The sequence below is a fragment of the Nonomuraea terrae genome (genome assembly GCF_044465245.1).
GTDB classification, from domain to species: domain Bacteria; phylum Actinomycetota; class Actinomycetes; order Streptosporangiales; family Streptosporangiaceae; genus Nonomuraea; species Nonomuraea terrae.
This window is the reverse complement of sequence record NZ_JBITLL010000001.1, coordinates 1,098,888-1,114,948: the sequence shown is the minus strand read 5'-3', so window position 1 is coordinate 1,114,948 and position 16,061 is coordinate 1,098,888. Positions and strand designations below refer to the sequence as shown.

Genomic DNA, 16,061 nt, shown 5'->3' with positions numbered 1-16,061 from the left:
GGGACGGCGGTGTGATCGGCTAGCGGGTGAACCAGCGGTACATGGGCGAGCCGGAGTCCCACTTACCGGGGCGCCCGTGCGCGTCCTTCGTGACGAACACGCTCGGCTCGGACGCGGTCACGCCGCCGCCCGCCGAACGCGCCGTGACGAACCAGGCGTAGGCCGTGTCGGGCTTGAGCCGGTCCCAGGTGACGGAGGCGACCTGGCCGGAGGCGACCTTGCTCGTGCCGATGGTCCGCGTGGCGTTGTAGAGCGCCAGCGAGTCGGTCTGGAACGTCGTCGTCCGGGTGGTGAGGTCGACCGGCAGCACCATGGTGTCCTCGCGCCCGTCGTAGCGGTGCAGCGGGTCGTACTCGGTGGCGCCGAACTCGTCGAGCAGCGGCGAGTAGGTGTCCACGCTCATCTCGGACCGCTTGACGTCGAACTGCAGCAGGCGCAGGAAGCTCGCGCCGAACTGGAGCTGGTCGTCCGGGTTGTACCCGCCGATCTCGGTGAGGCCGAGACGGTCGGCCGAGACGGTGTAGAACTGGTAGTCCGCGAGCAGCTCCACGACGCCCTTGCCGACCTGGCCGACCTTCGGCTTCACGTTCGTCCCGACGCCGTGCTCGTGGCCGGCGAGGATGAGGAAGACGTTCGGGTTCTTCTCGACCACGGTCTTGTAGAGCATCGAGCCGTCGGGGGCGGAGAATCCGGCGCCGCGCCCGTCGGGGTTGGTGCTCGGCACGAGGTAGTCGTGCGAGAGCAGGATGCCGTTGCGGTTCGGGAACTTCTTGAAGACGGAGTCGGCCCACTCGGCCTCCTCCCGCGTCACGCCGTACGACAGACCGACCACGACGAAGTCCAGGCCGCCGGCCGAGAACAGGTCGTAGTGGTTCTGGTTGTCGCCCTCCCGCCACGGGCCGCCGTACTCGGCGTGCTGCCAGCCCTGCGAGCCGTCCTGGTAGCGCTCGGGGCCGTAGTACTTGTTGTAGATCGCGTCGGGGCCGTTCTCGGTGCCCGACTGGTTGTCGTGGTTGCCGGCGATGACGCCGTTCGGGATGCCGGCGTCGTCCAGCACCTTCTGCTGCTTCGACGACACCTCCATCTCGCCCACGACCTGCCGCCGCATGGCCTCGTCGGCGGGCTTGCGGATGTTGTTCTCGATGATGTCGCCGGTGTGGGCGACGTAGGAGATCTTCCGCTGGTCCTTGTTGTCCTTGATCCAGTTGACGATGCCGGCGTAGGCCGACTCCCACACCGCGCGCTCCTCGGCCGTCTCCTGCTCCACCGCGCCCTCGGAGAGGTACTGCGTGTCGGTGAAGTGCGCGATCGAGAAGTCGTACGAGGCGGGGTCGTCGAAGCCGTTGCGGTCGCTCGCGTCGATGTCGTCGGCGAACGGGTCCTCACCCGTCACCATGACGTACACCCGCTGCCTGTCGATGTAGTCGGCGTCCACGACCGACGTCAGCACGGTCTCGCCGTCGGCGGCGCCGCGGGCGCTGGTCAGCAGGTCCCACGCCTCGGACCTGGTGTTCCACACCCGTAGCGACACCAGCCGCTCGGGGTCGGCGACGCCCTGCCAGCGCAGCACCGGGGCGTCCACATGGCCCTTCACCTGCACGTCGAACCGCTGGTAGACGATCTCCTGGCCGGAGGGCGCGGCGAGGGTGCGGCCGTCGGCGGGCTCCAGCCCCTCGGCCTTGACCTTCCGCTCCCCCTCGACCTCCAGGGTCGACGGCACGGACGCCGACGTGCCCTGGTAGGCCTGGTTCGGGGTGAGGATCTCGGCCGTCGAGAACGTGGCCGTCACCTCACCGCCGTCCGGCTCGGCCACCTTCGCCGAGAGCGTGACGGAACCCGACACGTCGGTGCTGCCCGAGGCCGGGCTGACCTCGGCGGGCGCGTCCGGGATGCCCGCGGACTCGAACACGACCTCGCGGGCCGTGGTGTTGCCGAGCCCGTCCGCGCCGGACACCGCCAGCGTGTGCCGGCCGGCCTTCAGCCCGGGGCCGATCCGGGCGCCCAGCTCGACCGGCTGCCCGTCGAGCGTGACGTCGGGGCCGGACACGACGCCGGAGGTGTCCTCCAGCGCGACGTCCAGCACGACCGAGGCGGTGATCTTCTCCCCGCCGGCGGGGACGCTCCTCGCCACCTCCGGCGCGGAGTTGTCGGTGATCAGCACGCGGGTGGCGGTCTCGCCCGAGGCCGACGTCGCGGCGATGGTGTGCCTGCCGTCCTTCAGCGCGGCCGTGTCGACGTCGGCGCGCAGGCCGCGGGCCGGGGCCTCCACCAGGAACTGCAGGTCGATCTCGGTCCGCGGGTTCACGTTGTCGCCGCAGTTGCCGTCGCCCATGCTGTAGGAGGACTTGAGCATCTGGCCGGCCGCCGGGCCCGCCGCCGGGGTGAGCGTGATGGTGGAGATCGTGAAGTCGTCGCGGTTGTTCCCGCACGACGTCGGGTAGGTGCCGGCCACGAAGTCGATCGTGTTCCAGCCGGTCACCAGGTACTCGTTCGGGATCGGCAGGTTCACGCGGGTGCTCACGAAGTCGCCGTCGAGCACCACCTTCTGACCGTTGACAAGCACGTGGTTCTGGTAGCGGGCCTCGATCGAGTTGGTGGCCACGTCGAAGCCGAGGGTGGCCTCGCCGGAGCCGAGCGTCCGCGTGACGCGCACGGCCGGGGCCTCGATCGTGTAGCGCAGCTCGGCCTCGCGCAGCGCGGTCTCGCTGCTGCCGCAGGTGCCGTCGCCCATCTCGTACGAGGGCTTGACGTCCTGGCCGGTCACCTCGGCGCCGTCGAGAGCGAGCTCCACGTCGCCGATGGTGAAGTCGTCTCGGCCGTCGCCGCAGGACTCCCGGTAGTCGCCGGTGACGACCTTGATCGTGTTGTCGCCCGGCACGAGGTGGCGGGCCGGGATCGCGACGGTCACCCGCTGGTTCGCGTACGAGCCGCCGAGGTCGATGCGCTTGCCGTTGACCAGCAGGAAGTCGTCGTAGCGGTCGTCGATCGAGTCGGCGCCCACGTCGAAGCCGAATGTCGCGGCGCCGTCGCCGAGGGTGGCCTTCGCGGGCGGCTCCTCCTCGTCGAGGGTGAGGGACTCGACGCCGCCCGTCCCGGTCGCCGGGAGCGAGGCGAAGACCGGCTTGACGCCCGCCACGAGCGTGCCGTCCGTGGGCTCCACGCGCGGCGCGCCCGCGGGGGCGTTGTTCACGGTCACGGTGTGCGTGACGGTGACGCCGGCCGCGGTGGTCGCGGTGATGGCGTGCTCGCCGTTGGACAGCGTGGCGGTGTCCAGGTCAGCGCTGAGGCCGGTGGTGCCCCGCGGGTCGGACTGGGTGAAGAACTTCAGGGTGGCGCGCTTGAGCAGCGTGGTGTTCGTGCCGCAGCTGCCGTCGCCGAAGGAGAGCGTGTACGGGTTCTCCTCACCGTCGGCGACCTCGCCGAGCAGTTCGAGGCCCACGTCGGACAGCACGTAGTCGTCGTAGTTGGAGCCGCACGAGCTGTCGATCGCCCCGACCACGATCTCGACGGCGTTCTCCCCCTTGACCAGGTGCTCGTTGGGGATCTCCATCGTGGCGCGCTCGTTGACGAAGTCGCCGATGTCGCTGCGGTAGGCGCCGTTCACCAGCACGTAGCTGTGGTAGCGGGCCTCGACCGAGTTGGAGCCGACGTCGAAGCTCAGCTTGGAGACGCCCACCGTACGGGTGGCGTCGAGGCTCTTGTCGTCCACCGCGAGCGCGGTGACGCTGTCACCGGCCGTGGACGGGACCGCCGCGATCTTCGCCGTCCCCTCCAGGAACGAGCCGTCGGCGGGGGTCAGCGCGGGGGGAGTCGCCGTACCGGTCGGCGTGGGGGTGGGCCGTCCCCTGCCCTGCTGGACCGGGTCGGCGTGGGCCGCGGTCACGAGGCTGCTGACGAGCAGCGCCGCGATCCCGGCGGCCGTGACCAGGCGTCCCCTGCGGCATAAGCCGCCCAGGAGTCGTGCTGCCATTGGCTGCATCAGATGCAGTCCCTTCACTCACGTTCATGTTGATCAGGCGGCTAGCCACGATGGAGCGCCCGGATGAACGTGATGTGTGGAGGGACTGAAGGAAACGGGAACCGCCGCAGAAAGCGCCCCCGACCGGCTTTCCGCGGCGTTTCCCGTGCGCGCCCGCCCGCACCTGCCCCCGCGGTGCGGGCGAGCGCGCGCTCAGACGGCGCGTAGCGGGGCGAGCGCCCTGCTCCACGCCACGACCTCGTCGAGCATGGCGCTCACCGCGGCGCTCTGGTGCTCGCCGGGCGTGAACACGCTGTAGTTCTGGAAGTCGTCGTGCATCGTCAGGATGACCTGCTCGCTCACGTCGGCCAGCTTGAGCTGACCCGCGACCAGCCGCAGGTGCTCCACGGCCCGCGCGCCGCCCACCTGCCCGTAGCCGACGAACCCGACGGCCTTGTTCGTCCACTCCCTGTACAGGAAGTCGATCGCGTTCTTCAGCGCGCCCGAGGTCGAGTGGTTGTACTCGGGCGTCACGATCACGAACCCGTCGAACGAGTCGATCTTCCGGGCCCACTCGAAGGTGTGGGGCTGCGTGTACTGCCCCATGATCGGCAGGGCGAGCTCGTCCAGGTGCGGCAGCTTGTAGTCGAGCAAGTCGACGAGCTCGTACTCCGCGTCGTCGCGCTTGGAGGCGATCCCGTGGACCCAGCGCGCCACGGCCTCGCCGTTACGCCCCGGGCGGGTGCTCCCGAGAATGATTCCGATCCTGGTCAACGGAGTGGTTCCCCTCTATGCCAACCCCTCAGGCGAGGGGATTATTTGCTACGCGGAGCAAGGAAATCGCGTTGTACTTTCTTTGTCAAGCAAATAGAGTGGGATCATGAGCACTCTGACGCCCGAGCACCTGCGACCGCTCTCCCCCGACGAGGAGTCCTTCATGCGTGCCCTGGCCAGGGCGCTCATCACGCTGCCCCGGGCCATCGACCAGGAGATGGTGCGCCAGCACCAGCTCCCGCTGATCGAGTACCAGACGCTCATGCACCTGTCCGAGGCGCCGAGCCGCCGGCTGCGCATGAGCGCTCTGGCCGAGACCGTCGACATGTCCCTCAGCGGCATGACCCGGATCGTGACCCGGCTGGAGGGCCAGGGGCTGGTCCAGCGGGTCAAGTGCCCGGACGACGGCAGGGGCTGGAACGCCGTGCTCACCGACGCCGGTCTCGCCCGCCTGAAGGAGGCCTGGCCGGCGCATCTGACCGCCGTGCGCCGCCGGCTCTTCGACCACCTTCAGGGCCTCGACCTGCGGGAGTGCACCCGCGTGCTGGAGCGCGTGAACGCGTCGTGCGCGCCGCGCTGAGGATCAGACCCCGAGGGCGCGCTTCAGCGCGTCGAGGCCGTCGGTGTAGATCCGGTTGAACAGGGCGACGACCTCCTCCTCGCCGGCGCCGTCCGGGGTGAAGGTGCCCGACCACTCCACATGGCAGCACTCCCCCTCGTCCGCGGGATGCACCGCGAGGGTGGAGTGGTACGCGCTCACCGGGAAGGGCCCCTCGACGATGGAGTAGCTGTAGGTGCGGGCCTGGTCGTCGAAGGTCTCCAGGCGCTCGACGATGGTGTCGCCCTGCGCCGTGACCAGCCGCCGCACCCGCCCGCCCTCGCCGAGCTCACTGGAGGTGACGAACGGCAGCCAGTCGGGCAGCGAGTCGAAGCCGCCGATGAGCCGCCAGACCCGGTCGGGCGAGACGGGAAGGTCGATGGATGCGAAGGTGCTGGCCATGGCCGTTCTCCTGGAAACCTGGTGGGTTCACGCTCCGGGCACCGGGGCGTCGGGCGCGATGAGCCCGTCCTCGCGCAGCTCGGCCCAGAACGCCGCCGGCACGTTCTCACGCAGGGCGGCGACGTCCTCGGCGATGCGGCTCGGCCGCACGGCCCGCCGACCACGATGTCGACGCCCTGCTCGACGGCCATGGGCAGCATGCGCTGCAGCGCGTGCTCGTGGTCGAGGATCGTGGAGCGGCCGGCGCACAGGAAGGCGTCCGGTTCGGGCTCGTCCAGGCCGAGGGTGAGCTCCAGCGGCTCGACCCGGTTGACGCCGATGCCCCACCCCTTGCTGACGCCCTCGTCGTGCAGCCCCTGCAGCACGCGGAAGGCGCCGGTGCGGGCCGACTCGAAGGCGGCCGACCACGCGTCGCCCCAGAAGTCCTGCGCGATGTCGTGCACCCAGACGATGTCGAGGCGGTCGGTGCGCAGCCGCTTGAGGCTGTCCTCGATGGAGCGGCGGGTGGCGTCGGCGCTGTAGTCGTTGACCAACTTGTCGGGACGGCCGTGCGCGAACAGGCCCCCCTTGTCGCCCAGGTCACGGGCGGTCGGGTCTTCCCGCTCGTCCAGGATCACCCGGCCGATCTTGGTGCTCAGCGCGTACGCGTCGCGCGAGTGCGTGGACAGGACCTCGCCGAGCCTGATCTCGGCCAGGCCGGCGCCGTAGAAGGGGGCCGTGTCGAAGTAGCGGACGCCCTGGTCCCACGCCGCCTCCACGGTGGCGCGGGCCTCGTCCTCGGGGATGGCGCGGTACATGTTGCCGAGTGGCGCGGTGCCGAGCCCGTGGTCGCCGGGCAGCAAGGAGCCGATGCTCATGACGGTGGCCTCTCTCCATGTCGTCAAGGGCGTGGACCGGCGGTCCTCCCGCCGGGCCCGGGTCCACACGACCCACATTACGCACGCCCTCATGCCGCCCGGACGGAGGGCGACGCGCTTTGAGCTGGGGAGATGCCGCTTTCAACCCGGTTCCTGGCTCAGGGGTCGATCGTCGGGATCAGGCCGCCGCCGACGCTCAGTGCCGCCCCGGTGGTGGCCCCGGTGGTGGCGGCGGCCTGGGTCGGAGACCGCGTACGCGATCAGGCTCGCCACCTCGGCGGGCCGGATGAGGCGGCCCAGCGGCGAGCCGGCCGGGCGGCCCTCGGCCACGAACCGGCGCTCCTGCTCCTCCGGGTCGAGCCCCGGATACAGGCTCTCCCCCATCTGCCGGACGCCGTCGCCGAGGGCCGGGCCCGGCAGCACGCTGTTGACCGTGACGCCGGTGCCGGCGACCTCCTGGGCCTGCCCGCGCGACGGGGCCGGCTGAGCCGTCTGTGTCACGCCGTAGTGGACCATGTCGCGAACCACCCGCCCCTTTCACCACATTCCGTGGGTTCGAGGCTTTCCCGGTAGAGATCGACAATGCCTGGCTTTGCGCCATGATGAGGCGCACGTGGCCGTACGCGGGTTACGCGTCCAGGATCGAGCGGAGCGTGGCGGCGAAGGCGTCCGGCTCGCCCTCCATGCCGAAGTCGCCGGACATGAACCCGGCGTGGTGGCTGGGGAAGACCGCGGGCTTCGTGCCGAGCCGCTCGGCGACGGCCACGCCCGCGCGGTGGGCCAGCTCCCCCTCCGACTCGGCGCCGACGCCGACGACGACGCGCGTGGAGGCCGCGCGCAGCGCCGCGAAGTCGTGCTCGTAGTGCGTGCAGGTCATGATGTTCTGGCCGAACATCCCGTCGTCGCGAGAGCCGTCGTCCTCCGCCGGCATCCCCAGCTCGGCCGGGCTCCGCACCGGCAGGTCGGCGAGGTTCGCGGGGATCTCGCCGCGCAGGCTGGTGACCGCGATGAACTTCGCCATCGCCATCCCCCAGCCCTCCTTGTCGTACGTGCCGCGGATGTCCGCCACGGCGGCCAGCGCGTTGTCCCGATCGGGCAGCGCCCGCACGGCCGGCGGCTCGTGGGCGACGAGCGTGCGCACCTGCTCGGGGTGGCGGGCCACCAGGGCCAGGCCGTTGACGGCGCCCCCGCTGCTGGCGAAGACGTCGACCGGCCCGCCGCCGAGCGCAGTGATCAGCCGGTGGAGGTCGTCGGCGTGCAGGTCGGGCGTCGACTCGGCGACGCCGTCGGTCCGCGTGCTGCGCCCGATGCCGCGCGGGTCGTACGTCACCACCGTGCGGTCGGTGAAGCGGGCCACCAGGGCGGTGAACCCGGTCGCGTCCATCGGCGAGCCGATCATCAGCAGGACCGGCGCGGTCGCCGCCGCGGCCTCGCGGACGTCGTAGTGCAGGACGGCGCCGGGCACTTCGATGGTGCGGGTCTTGGCCTGAGTCATGGGGGTCTCTCCTTCTCGATGCTCCGCGAATGTGGACCCACGGGAGCACCGGAACTCATCGCCGCCCACCCTGACACGTCATTAATAGACCGTTTCCAGCGAGCCTGGGACACATCACCACCATGCGGCACGCGTGGGGGTCGCGGACGGCTAAAGCCCGTGGGGCGCGCATTCCCCTGTGGCGCGGACATTCCGTTGCTTCACTGTCGTACGAGTGCGGGCCCGGCTGCGGTCAGCGCGACGGGCCAAAGTCAATGCCGCCGGGAGAACCCTTGAATTCTGTTTCAACAGGCGGGACCGTATCGCCATTGAGACCGAAGCGGAAACCGGCCGTGGCCGCAATCCGCGCCGTCGCCGCGGCGTCCGCAGCCGTCGCGGCGGCGCCCGGCGCCCATCGCGGCGGCGGCCTCGGCGGCGAGGTGGGACGATCTCCATCGCCGCTGGCGAGCACGGTTCTCGCCCTCCTTGTCACGGGCCTATGACCTGGTGGCGACGGCGGTGTGCGGCCCGCGCCGACCGGCTCGCCACGCCGCGTGCACGGGACGTCACCACGGGAATGCCGGGTCGCGGGGCGCGAGAATTGTCACACATGGACGAAGGACTTCGTGGTGCCGGATCAGTTCGCAGACTTGCATTTCGACCGGAGGTAACCCCCCGCGCGATGCATGATGTGCTGAAGGGCGCTACAGTACCTGCATCCTTGACGTTAATTGGAGCACCATCATGGCCAAGCGCATCGTTGAATCCTTTATCGATGACATCGACGGCGGTGAAGCCGAGGGGACCACAACGTTCGCTCTCGATGGCACGACCTACGAGATCGACCTGTCGGGCAAGAACAGGGAGAAGCTGGAGAAGGCGCTCGCGCCGTACATCACCAAGGCTCGCGCCGTCCGTGCCGAGAAGGGGGTGCGCGGCAGGCGCGCCGCCGCCGGGTCGAGCCGCGCCCTGAGCCGCGAGAAGTCCACCGAGATCCGGCGGTGGGCCCGCGCCAACGGCCTGCCGGTGAGCGAACGCGGCCGCATCGCCGCCAGCGTCGTCAAGCAGTACGAAGCCGCCCACTGACCGACCGCCCTCCAGCGGCCCGCCTTCCGTCAGTTCTCTCGCGGCGGGAGGAGGGTGGGGGCACGCGCGACCTGGCAGCGGCTCTTCCGCGCCCCGATCAGTCGTCGTCGAGGGCGAGCAGGCCGCTGCGGAAGGCGGCGGCCACGGCGGCGGCGCGGTCGTTGACGCCGAGCTTGGCGTAGATGTGCAGCACGTGGCTCTTCACGGTGGCCTCGCTGATGAACAGCCGCGCGGCGGCCTCCCGGTTGGTGGCGCCCCCGGCGATGAGACGGAGGATCTCCAGCTCGCGCGCGCTCAGCGGGTCGGCGGGGGCGCGGACCTGGCCGAGCAGCCGGGTGGCGACCGACGGGGAGAGCACCGCCTCGCCGCGCGCCGCCGTACGGACGGCGCGGATGAGCTCGTCGCGGCCGGTGTCCTTGAGCAGGTAACCGGTGGCGCCCGCCTCGATGGCGGGCATGACGTCCCGGTCGGTGTCGTACGTCGTGAGGACGAGGACGCGGGCCGGCACGCCCAGCCGGGCCAGCTCCTTGATCGCGGTGACGCCGTCGGTGCCGGGCATGCGCAGGTCCATGAGGATCACGTCGGGCCGCACCACCCGGGCCAGCTCGACGGCCTGAGCGCCGTCCGCGGCCTCGCCGAGCACCTCGAACCCCGGGTCGCCGGCGAACATGCCGCGCAGCCCGTCGCGCACGATGGGGTGGTCGTCGGCGATGACCAGCCGGATGGGGGCCTCAGCCACGCGCCACCGCCGGGACGCTCGCCGAGATCGCGGTTCCCCCGCCCGGCTCCGACTCGATCTGCAGGCTGCCGGCCAGCCGGCTCACCCGCTTGCGCATCGAGGTCAGCCCGAAGCCGCCGCCGCCGCGGACGCGTTCGGGGTCGAAGCCGGCGCCGTCGTCGCGGACGTCCAGGGTCACCACGTCCTCCATGTACGACAAGGTCAGCCCGACCCGGGAGGCGGCGGCGTGCTTGGCCGCGTTGGCCAGGGCCTCCTGCGCCGTGCGCAGCAGTGTCTCCTCCACCTCCACATGCATGGGACGGACCGTACCAGTGACGGTGAAATCCGCTCGCACGCCGTGCAGCTCGCCCCACTGGGCGGCGACCGCCGCCAGCGCGTCGGGCAGCGGCGCCGCCTCCAGCCGGCCTGGGCCGACCGCGTGCACCGAGCGCCGCGCCTCGGCCAGGCTCTCCTTCGCCAGTCCGATCGCGAGGTCCACGCGCCGCCGCCAGTCCGGGTCCTGCCGGGCCGCCTGGAGCTGGGTGATGATGCCGGTGAGTCCCTGGGCCAGGGTGTCGTGGATCTCGGCGGCCATGCGCTGCCGTTCGTCCAGCACGCCCGCCTCGTGGGCCTGCACCAGCAGCTGGGCGTGCAGCCCCGCGTTCTCCGCCATGGCCGCCTCCAGGCGCGCCACCATGCGCTCGCGCTCGGCGCTCCGCTCGGCCGTGATCTCGCCGACGAAGCTGAACAGGCCCACCGCGGCCACGATCGCCGCCGTGAGGAACACCTGGCCGAGGCCGGCCGACGGTGTCGCGGGGAACCCGCCGTAGTACGTCATGACGCTGATCACGGCCGTGGCGCTCACCCCGGCGAACCGCCAGGCGCCCTTCAGGTAGTGCCACGAGTGCAGGTATCCGACGAAGCCGAAGAAGCTCGCGAACCACACCGCCTGCGTGCACAGCGCCCCGATCAGCAGCACCAGCCCGGTGACGTAGACCGCGCGGGGCACGGCGTCCACGGGCGCGAGCCGCAGCCAGGCCGCCGCGAGCGCGGCGAGGCCCAGCATGCCCCAGGACGGGCCCTCCGTGCCGAGGGTGAGCACGGCGGAGACCGCGAGCAGCGCGTACGGCGCGGCGGCCATCAGGCGCCCGAGGAGCCGTTCCGATCGGTCGAGCCGGCCGCTCATACGCTCACTCCCAGCGGAAGAACCTGGCCGCCGCGACGCTGACGACCAGCGCGTACGCGGCCATCACGCCCAGCGGCAGCGGATCGGGAACGCCGCCCGCCCAGACGTCCTGCATGGACAGCCGGAAAGCTCCCATAGGGGTGTACTCCCCGACAGCGGCCACGATAGCGGGCATCTGGCTCGGGGGCTGCATGAGTCCGGCCAGGTACGCCAGCGGGAAGTACAGCAGCACGCCGATCCCGTTCGCGGACCGGCCGTTCGGCGCCAGGGCGGCGATGAGCAGGCCGATGGCGAACATGGCGGCCGTACCGAGGAGGAAGGTGAGCACGCCGGGCAGCACCCGTGTGGGCAGGTGCGCGCCGAGGACGGCGCCCGCGACGGCGAGCAGCAGGCCGCAGGCGGCCAGCGCGAGCACGAGCTGCAGGAGCACCTGCACCACCAGCAGGTTCACCGGCCGCGCCGGGGTGGTGGACATCCTGCGCAGGATGCCGCGCTCGCGGTAGGTGGCCAAGGTGGTGGGCAGCATGTACAGGCCGACGAGGCCCACGGCGATCGCCAGCGCGATCGGCAGCAGCACGGTGTCGCCGGGCTGGATCGAGCTGCCGAAGACGACCAGGATGAACAGCGGGATGAGCAGCGAGAACACCGCACCGGGTTCCCGGACGAGCAGCTTGAACTCGACGACGGCGAGCTTGGTCATGGTGGTGTCCCCTGTCAGTTGGTGAAGGATCGGCCGGTCAGTGCGGCGAACGCGTCGTCGAGGGTGCGCCGGTCGATGCGCAGGTCGCTGACCGTCACCCGGTGGCGGGCGAGATGGGCGGTCACCGCCGCGGCGAAGTCGCCCCTGCCGGTGACGACCACCCGCTCGCCCGTCCTGGTCACGCCGGTCACGCCGGGCAACCCGTCGAGGCCCGGCAGGGACTCGCCCGCCATCAGCGTGAACCGCATCCGCTGTTCACCGCCGACGAGCCCGGCCGGGGTGTCGACGGCGACGATGCGGCCCTGGTCGAGGACGGCGACGCGATCGCACAACTCCTCCACCTCGTCCATGAAGTGGCTGACCAGCACCACCGTCACGCCGTTGTCGCGGACCCGCTTGACCAGCTCCCAGGTGACGCGGCGGGCCTGCGGGTCGAGGCCCGTGGTGAGCTCGTCGAGGAAGGCCACCCGCGGATCGCCGACCAGTGCCAGCGCGATGAACAGCCGCTGCCGCTGGCCGCCGGAGAGCTTGCCGAAGCGGGCGTCCCGCTTGTCCGCGAGGCCCCACTCCTCCAGGAGGCCGCGCCAGTCGCGCGGCCTGGCGTAGAAGGAGGCGTACAGGTCGAGGGCCTCCCACACCTTGATGTTCTCCGGCAGCTGGGTGTGCTGGAGCTGCACCCCGACCTGCTCGCGCAGCGCGCGGCCGTCGGTGAACGGGTCGAGGCCGAGCACGCGGACCGAGCCGCCGTCGGGTCGGCGCAGGCCCTCGACGCACTCGACGGTGGTGGTCTTGCCGGCGCCGTTGGGGCCGAGGATGCCGAAGATCTCGCCCGCTTCCACGGAGAACGACACCCCGTCGAGGACGGTGCGGCCGGCGTACCCCTTGCGGAGGTCTGTGACGTCGATGACTGCCATGACTCAAGCCTCGTGCCCCCGCGCCCGCCGCGAATCGGCCCGCCGGCCACACTCGGCGGCCGATGTTGCTGGTTCCCGGATCCACCGTTCGGTGGATGCCGCCGCGAGCCGATCCGTGCTGGTTTACGCCGGGTGCGAACCCGTTAGGAGTGGCGTCGTGCGGGGTGGTTGGGTTCGTCCATGGACCTTCTCCTTCTTGGTGGCACGGCGTGGCTGGGCCGTGAGGTGGCTCGGCAGGCGGTCGGGCGCGGTCACGCGGTGACCTGCCTGGCGCGGGGCGAGAGCGGGGCGGTGGCCGACGGCGCGGAGCTGGTCGTCGCCGACCGGCGGGCCGCCGGCGCGTACGAGCGGGTGCGTCACCGGGAGTGGGACGCGGTCGTCGAGGTGTCGTGGCAGCCCGGCATGGTGCGCGGCGCGCTCGCGGCCCTGGCCGGCCGGGCGGGCCACTGGACGTACGTGTCCTCCGGCAACGCGTACGCCTCCCACGGCGTGCCGGGCGCCGACGAGAGCACGCCCCTGCTGGAGCCGACCGACCGCGACGAGGTGGACCGCGAGCTGTACGGCGAGGCGAAGGTCGCCTGCGAGCTCGCCTCCGCCGAGGCGGTGGGCGACCGCCTGGTCATCGCGCGGGCCGGGCTGATCGGCGGGCCCGGCGACCACAGCGGGCGCTCGGGTTACTGGGTGGCGCGGGCCGCCCGTGACCCGCACGGGCCCCTGCTGGTGCCCGACTCGCCCGAGGTGCCCACGCAGGTGATCGACGTCCGCGACCTCGCCGCCTGGCTGCTCGACTGCGCCGAGAACGGCACGACCGGCACGTACAACACGGTCGGGCCCGTGGTGACGTTCGGGGAGTGGGTGGAGCGGTGCCGCGCCGTCGCGGGCCACACCGGCCCCGTCGTGCCGGCCGACCCTGACTGGCTGCTCCGGCAGGGTGTCGCCGAGTACATGGGGCCGGAGTCGTTGCCGATGTGGCAGGTCGATCCCGGCTGGAAGGGCTGGTCGGCCCGCTCGGGCGCGGCGGCGCAGGCGGCGGGGCTGCGCCATCGGCCGCGAGCCGAGCTGCTCGCCGACCTGCTTGCGTGGGAGCGGGAGCAGGGCCTCGACCGGCCCCGCCGCGCCGGCCTCAGCGCCGCCCGCGAAAGCGACCTGCTGGCCGCGCTCGCCGGCCGAGCCTGACCGTCAGGTCGCGCTCGCGAGCCTCACCGTGAGGTCGCGGATCTCGTAGCCGCCGATGTCGTTGGCGAACGTCACCCGCGGCGTCGCCGCCATGCGCACGCCGTCGAGGGCGAACAGCCGGGTGAGGAAGACGTCCGTCTCCAGGACGGCGATGCCGGACCCCGGGCAGCGGTGCGGGCCGTCGCCGAAGGAGAGCGCGGCCCCGTCGGCGGCGCGGCCGGGGCACATCGCCAGCGGCTGCGCGCCGACGCCCGACGGGTCGGTGTTTGCCGCGTCCACGTACACGTCGATCAGCGCGCCCGCCGGCACCGTGACCGGCCCGTCAGCGCCGTCGAGGTCGAGCGGCGCAGTCGTGCGGCGGCGCAGCTTCGCGACGACGGGTTCGAGCCGCAGGATCTCGTGCAGGACGGCCAGGCGGCCGGGCTCGTCGGCGGCGCGGTAGCGCTCCAGGAGGGCCTCGTCGGTGAACAGGTGCCAGGCCGCGACGCAGATGAACTCGCGGGTGGTCACCATGCCGGCCGCGGCGAAGGTCAGGCACTCACCGAGGATCTCGGCGTCCGAGCAGCCCTCGGCGATCAGGTGGGCGATGAGGTCGTCGCGCGGCTCGCGGCGGTGGGCGCGCACCGCCGGGCGCACGTCGGCCAGGTAGAAGCGCAGCCAGTTGACGTTCTGCCTGACCAGCCAGTAGAGCCCGTGGACGCTGGTCAGGCCGGGCCGGCCGAACTTCTCGGGGAAGAACCGTTCCAGCCTGCCGCGGATGCCCGGCCTGCTGGAGGTGAGGCCGATGATCGCGCTCGCCACCTCGATCGCCATGCCGAAGCTCAGCTCCGGCAGCGGGGCCTCGCCCACCGCCCGCAGCTTCGCGAGCTGGCGTTCGGCGACCTCGGCCATCAGGTCGCGGTAGTGCTCGTCCACGCGGCGCGGCGTGAAGTACTTCGCCGTCTGCCGGCGGTGCTCGCGGTGTTCGGGCCCGTCGCGGTAGAGGACGGGGCGCCGCACCCGGGCGGGCAGCTTCTCGACCGTCTCGACGCCGAGCCCGGCCTGGACGGTGCCGTCGCCGCGCAGCACCGCGCGGGCCTGGGCGTACCCGGTGACCTGCCACGTGCCGTCGTCGGCCTGCCGCACCGGGCAGCCGTCGTGGGGGGCGGGCCGGCGGATCTTGCGCGCGTCATCGTCCACGCCGCCCATGCTGAGCCCCGTACGGCGGCAGATCAAGGGCCTTCAGGACCGCGGGCGGCGCCGCGTTACGACGGACCCGTGACCTCCACATGGGCACCACGCCGGTGCTGGACGTCTGCCACGGCCTGTTCTCCCGGGCCGTGACGCTCGGGCATGGTGCGATGGATAGGGTCGCCGTGGCCGTGGAGGCCGCGACCGAGCGCCTGACGCGAGGAGTGCAAGCGTGATCGTGATCGTCACCGGTGGTTCCCGGGGAATCGGCAGGAGCATCGTCGAACGGCTGTGCGCCGACGGGGTGGGCGTGCTGTTCAGCCATTCCAGCTCCGACGAGGAGGCCGGCGAGCTCGCCGAACGCCTCGGCCCGCTCGCCCACGCCGTACGCCTGGACGTCACCGACGACGACGGTCCTGGCCGCCTGTTCGACGTCGCCGAGTCGCTGGGCGAGGTGACGGGCCTGGTGAACAACGCCGGGGTCACCAGCCGGATCGGCCCGCTGACCGCGCTCGGGGACGAGGAGCTGCGGCGGGTCGTGGACGTCAACCTGGTGGCGCCGCTGCGGCTGTGCCGCGAGGCCGCCCGGCGGTGGGCGAGCACGCCTGGCAAGTCCCGCAGGTCGATCGTCACGGTGTCGTCGGTCGCGGCCCGCACGGGCTCGCCGGGCGAGTACGTCGCCTACGCGGCCACCAAGGCGGCCGTGGACACCATGACGGTCGGCCTGGCCAAGGAGCTGGCCCCCGGCGTACGCGTCAACGCGGTCTCCCCCGGGACCATCGAGACGTCGATCCACGCGCGGTCCGGCGAGCCCGGCCGGGCCTGGCGGGTGGCCGAGCGCATCCCCATGGGCCGTCCCGGTAAGCCGGAGGAGATCGCCGAGGCGGTCGCGTGGCTGCTGTCGGACAAGGCGTCGTACGTCACGGGAACCGTCCTGGACGTCGCGGGCGGGCTGTGATCAACGACCGCCGCACCCGGCGTCCCTGATCGACGCGGGCGGCGGCATCCCCATCCGCGGCGCGCGGCGGGTGGGACCGCGCCGGCGCTC

General features: G+C 72.0%; 15 protein-coding genes and 1 pseudogene. 4 read left to right on the top strand and 12 right to left on the bottom strand.

Annotation, left to right across the window (positions count from 1 at the left end; all coding sequences use genetic code 11):
• Positions 1-19 precede the first annotated feature (19 nt).
• Positions 20-3,970, bottom strand: coding sequence for a metallophosphoesterase (locus ACIBP6_RS05220; protein WP_397048930.1), 3,951 nt, complete (start codon positions 3,968-3,970; stop codon positions 20-22).
• 201 nt (positions 3,971-4,171) lie between these two features.
• The gene (locus tag ACIBP6_RS05215) at positions 4,172-4,732 is read right to left on the bottom strand and encodes an NADPH-dependent FMN reductase (RefSeq protein WP_397048928.1); all 561 of its coding nucleotides are present in this window, start codon (positions 4,730-4,732) and stop codon (positions 4,172-4,174) included.
• 106 nt (positions 4,733-4,838) lie between these two features.
• On the opposite strand from ACIBP6_RS05215, the gene ACIBP6_RS05210 reads away from it, so the two are divergent.
• The gene (locus tag ACIBP6_RS05210; RefSeq protein WP_397048926.1) at positions 4,839-5,312 is read left to right on the top strand and encodes a MarR family winged helix-turn-helix transcriptional regulator; all 474 of its coding nucleotides are present in this window, start codon (positions 4,839-4,841) and stop codon (positions 5,310-5,312) included.
• Between the two features lie 3 nt (positions 5,313-5,315).
• On the opposite strand, the gene ACIBP6_RS05205 is transcribed toward ACIBP6_RS05210, so the two are convergent.
• From ACIBP6_RS05205 to ACIBP6_RS05185, 5 genes and pseudogenes are all read right to left on the bottom strand, one after another.
• Entirely contained in the window at positions 5,316-5,732 is a 417-nt protein-coding gene (locus ACIBP6_RS05205) for an SRPBCC family protein (RefSeq protein WP_397048924.1), read from the bottom strand.
• A 27-nt stretch (positions 5,733-5,759) separates the two neighbouring features.
• A complete protein-coding gene (locus tag ACIBP6_RS05200) occupies positions 5,760-5,882 on the bottom strand; it encodes a hypothetical protein (protein ID WP_397049329.1) in 123 nt (40 codons plus the stop codon).
• 53 nt (positions 5,883-5,935) lie between these two features.
• Positions 5,936-6,529, bottom strand: a pseudogene (locus ACIBP6_RS05195) (aldo/keto reductase); the annotation flags it as partial.
• Positions 6,530-6,730: 201 nt separating this feature from the next.
• Entirely contained in the window at positions 6,731-7,117 is a 387-nt protein-coding gene (locus tag ACIBP6_RS05190; RefSeq protein WP_397048923.1) for a hypothetical protein, read from the bottom strand.
• A 100-nt stretch (positions 7,118-7,217) separates the two neighbouring features.
• Positions 7,218-8,084, bottom strand: a complete 867-nt coding sequence (locus tag ACIBP6_RS05185; RefSeq protein WP_397048921.1) for an alpha/beta fold hydrolase — start codon at positions 8,082-8,084, stop codon at positions 7,218-7,220.
• A gap of 723 nt (positions 8,085-8,807) precedes the next feature.
• Here ACIBP6_RS05185 and ACIBP6_RS05180 point away from each other — a divergent pair.
• The gene (locus ACIBP6_RS05180; RefSeq protein WP_132615385.1) at positions 8,808-9,149 is read left to right on the top strand and encodes a histone-like nucleoid-structuring protein Lsr2; all 342 of its coding nucleotides are present in this window, start codon (positions 8,808-8,810) and stop codon (positions 9,147-9,149) included.
• A gap of 97 nt (positions 9,150-9,246) precedes the next feature.
• Here the strand turns inward: ACIBP6_RS05180 and ACIBP6_RS05175 are convergent, their stop codons facing one another.
• Genes ACIBP6_RS05175 through ACIBP6_RS05160 form a run of 4 tightly spaced genes read right to left on the bottom strand, consistent with a single transcriptional unit; the run spans position 9,247 to position 12,667 of the window.
• Positions 9,247-9,888 (bottom strand): response regulator, encoded by a 642-nt coding sequence (locus tag ACIBP6_RS05175; protein WP_397048919.1) that lies wholly within the window; start codon positions 9,886-9,888, stop codon positions 9,247-9,249.
• Positions 9,881-11,053, bottom strand: a complete 1,173-nt coding sequence (locus ACIBP6_RS05170) for a sensor histidine kinase (protein WP_397048917.1) — start codon at positions 11,051-11,053, stop codon at positions 9,881-9,883. Before ACIBP6_RS05170 ends, ACIBP6_RS05175 begins: the two co-directional genes overlap by 8 nt.
• Positions 11,054-11,057: 4 nt before the next feature.
• Positions 11,058-11,753 carry an ABC transporter permease gene (locus ACIBP6_RS05165; protein WP_132615388.1) on the bottom strand — a complete coding sequence of 232 codons (696 nt, stop codon included), beginning with the start codon at positions 11,751-11,753 and terminating at the stop codon, positions 11,058-11,060.
• 14 nt (positions 11,754-11,767) lie between these two features.
• On the bottom strand, positions 11,768-12,667 hold the full coding sequence (locus ACIBP6_RS05160; protein ID WP_397048915.1) for an ABC transporter ATP-binding protein: 900 nt from the start codon (positions 12,665-12,667) through the stop codon (positions 11,768-11,770).
• A 180-nt stretch (positions 12,668-12,847) separates the two neighbouring features.
• Between ACIBP6_RS05160 and ACIBP6_RS05155 the strand changes: the two genes are divergently transcribed.
• Positions 12,848-13,843, top strand: a complete 996-nt coding sequence (locus tag ACIBP6_RS05155; RefSeq protein WP_397048913.1) for an NAD-dependent epimerase/dehydratase family protein — start codon at positions 12,848-12,850, stop codon at positions 13,841-13,843.
• Between the two features lie 3 nt (positions 13,844-13,846).
• On the opposite strand, the gene ACIBP6_RS05150 is transcribed toward ACIBP6_RS05155, so the two are convergent.
• Positions 13,847-15,022: a cytochrome P450 gene (locus tag ACIBP6_RS05150; RefSeq protein WP_397048911.1), complete on the bottom strand. Its 1,176-nt coding sequence runs from the start codon at positions 15,020-15,022 to the stop codon at positions 13,847-13,849.
• Positions 15,023-15,245: 223 nt separating this feature from the next.
• Here ACIBP6_RS05150 and ACIBP6_RS05145 point away from each other — a divergent pair, with 223 nt between their 5' ends.
• Positions 15,246-15,971 carry an SDR family NAD(P)-dependent oxidoreductase gene (locus ACIBP6_RS05145; protein WP_397048910.1) on the top strand — a complete coding sequence of 242 codons (726 nt, stop codon included), beginning with the start codon at positions 15,246-15,248 and terminating at the stop codon, positions 15,969-15,971.
• Positions 15,972-16,061: the final 90 nt, after the last annotated feature.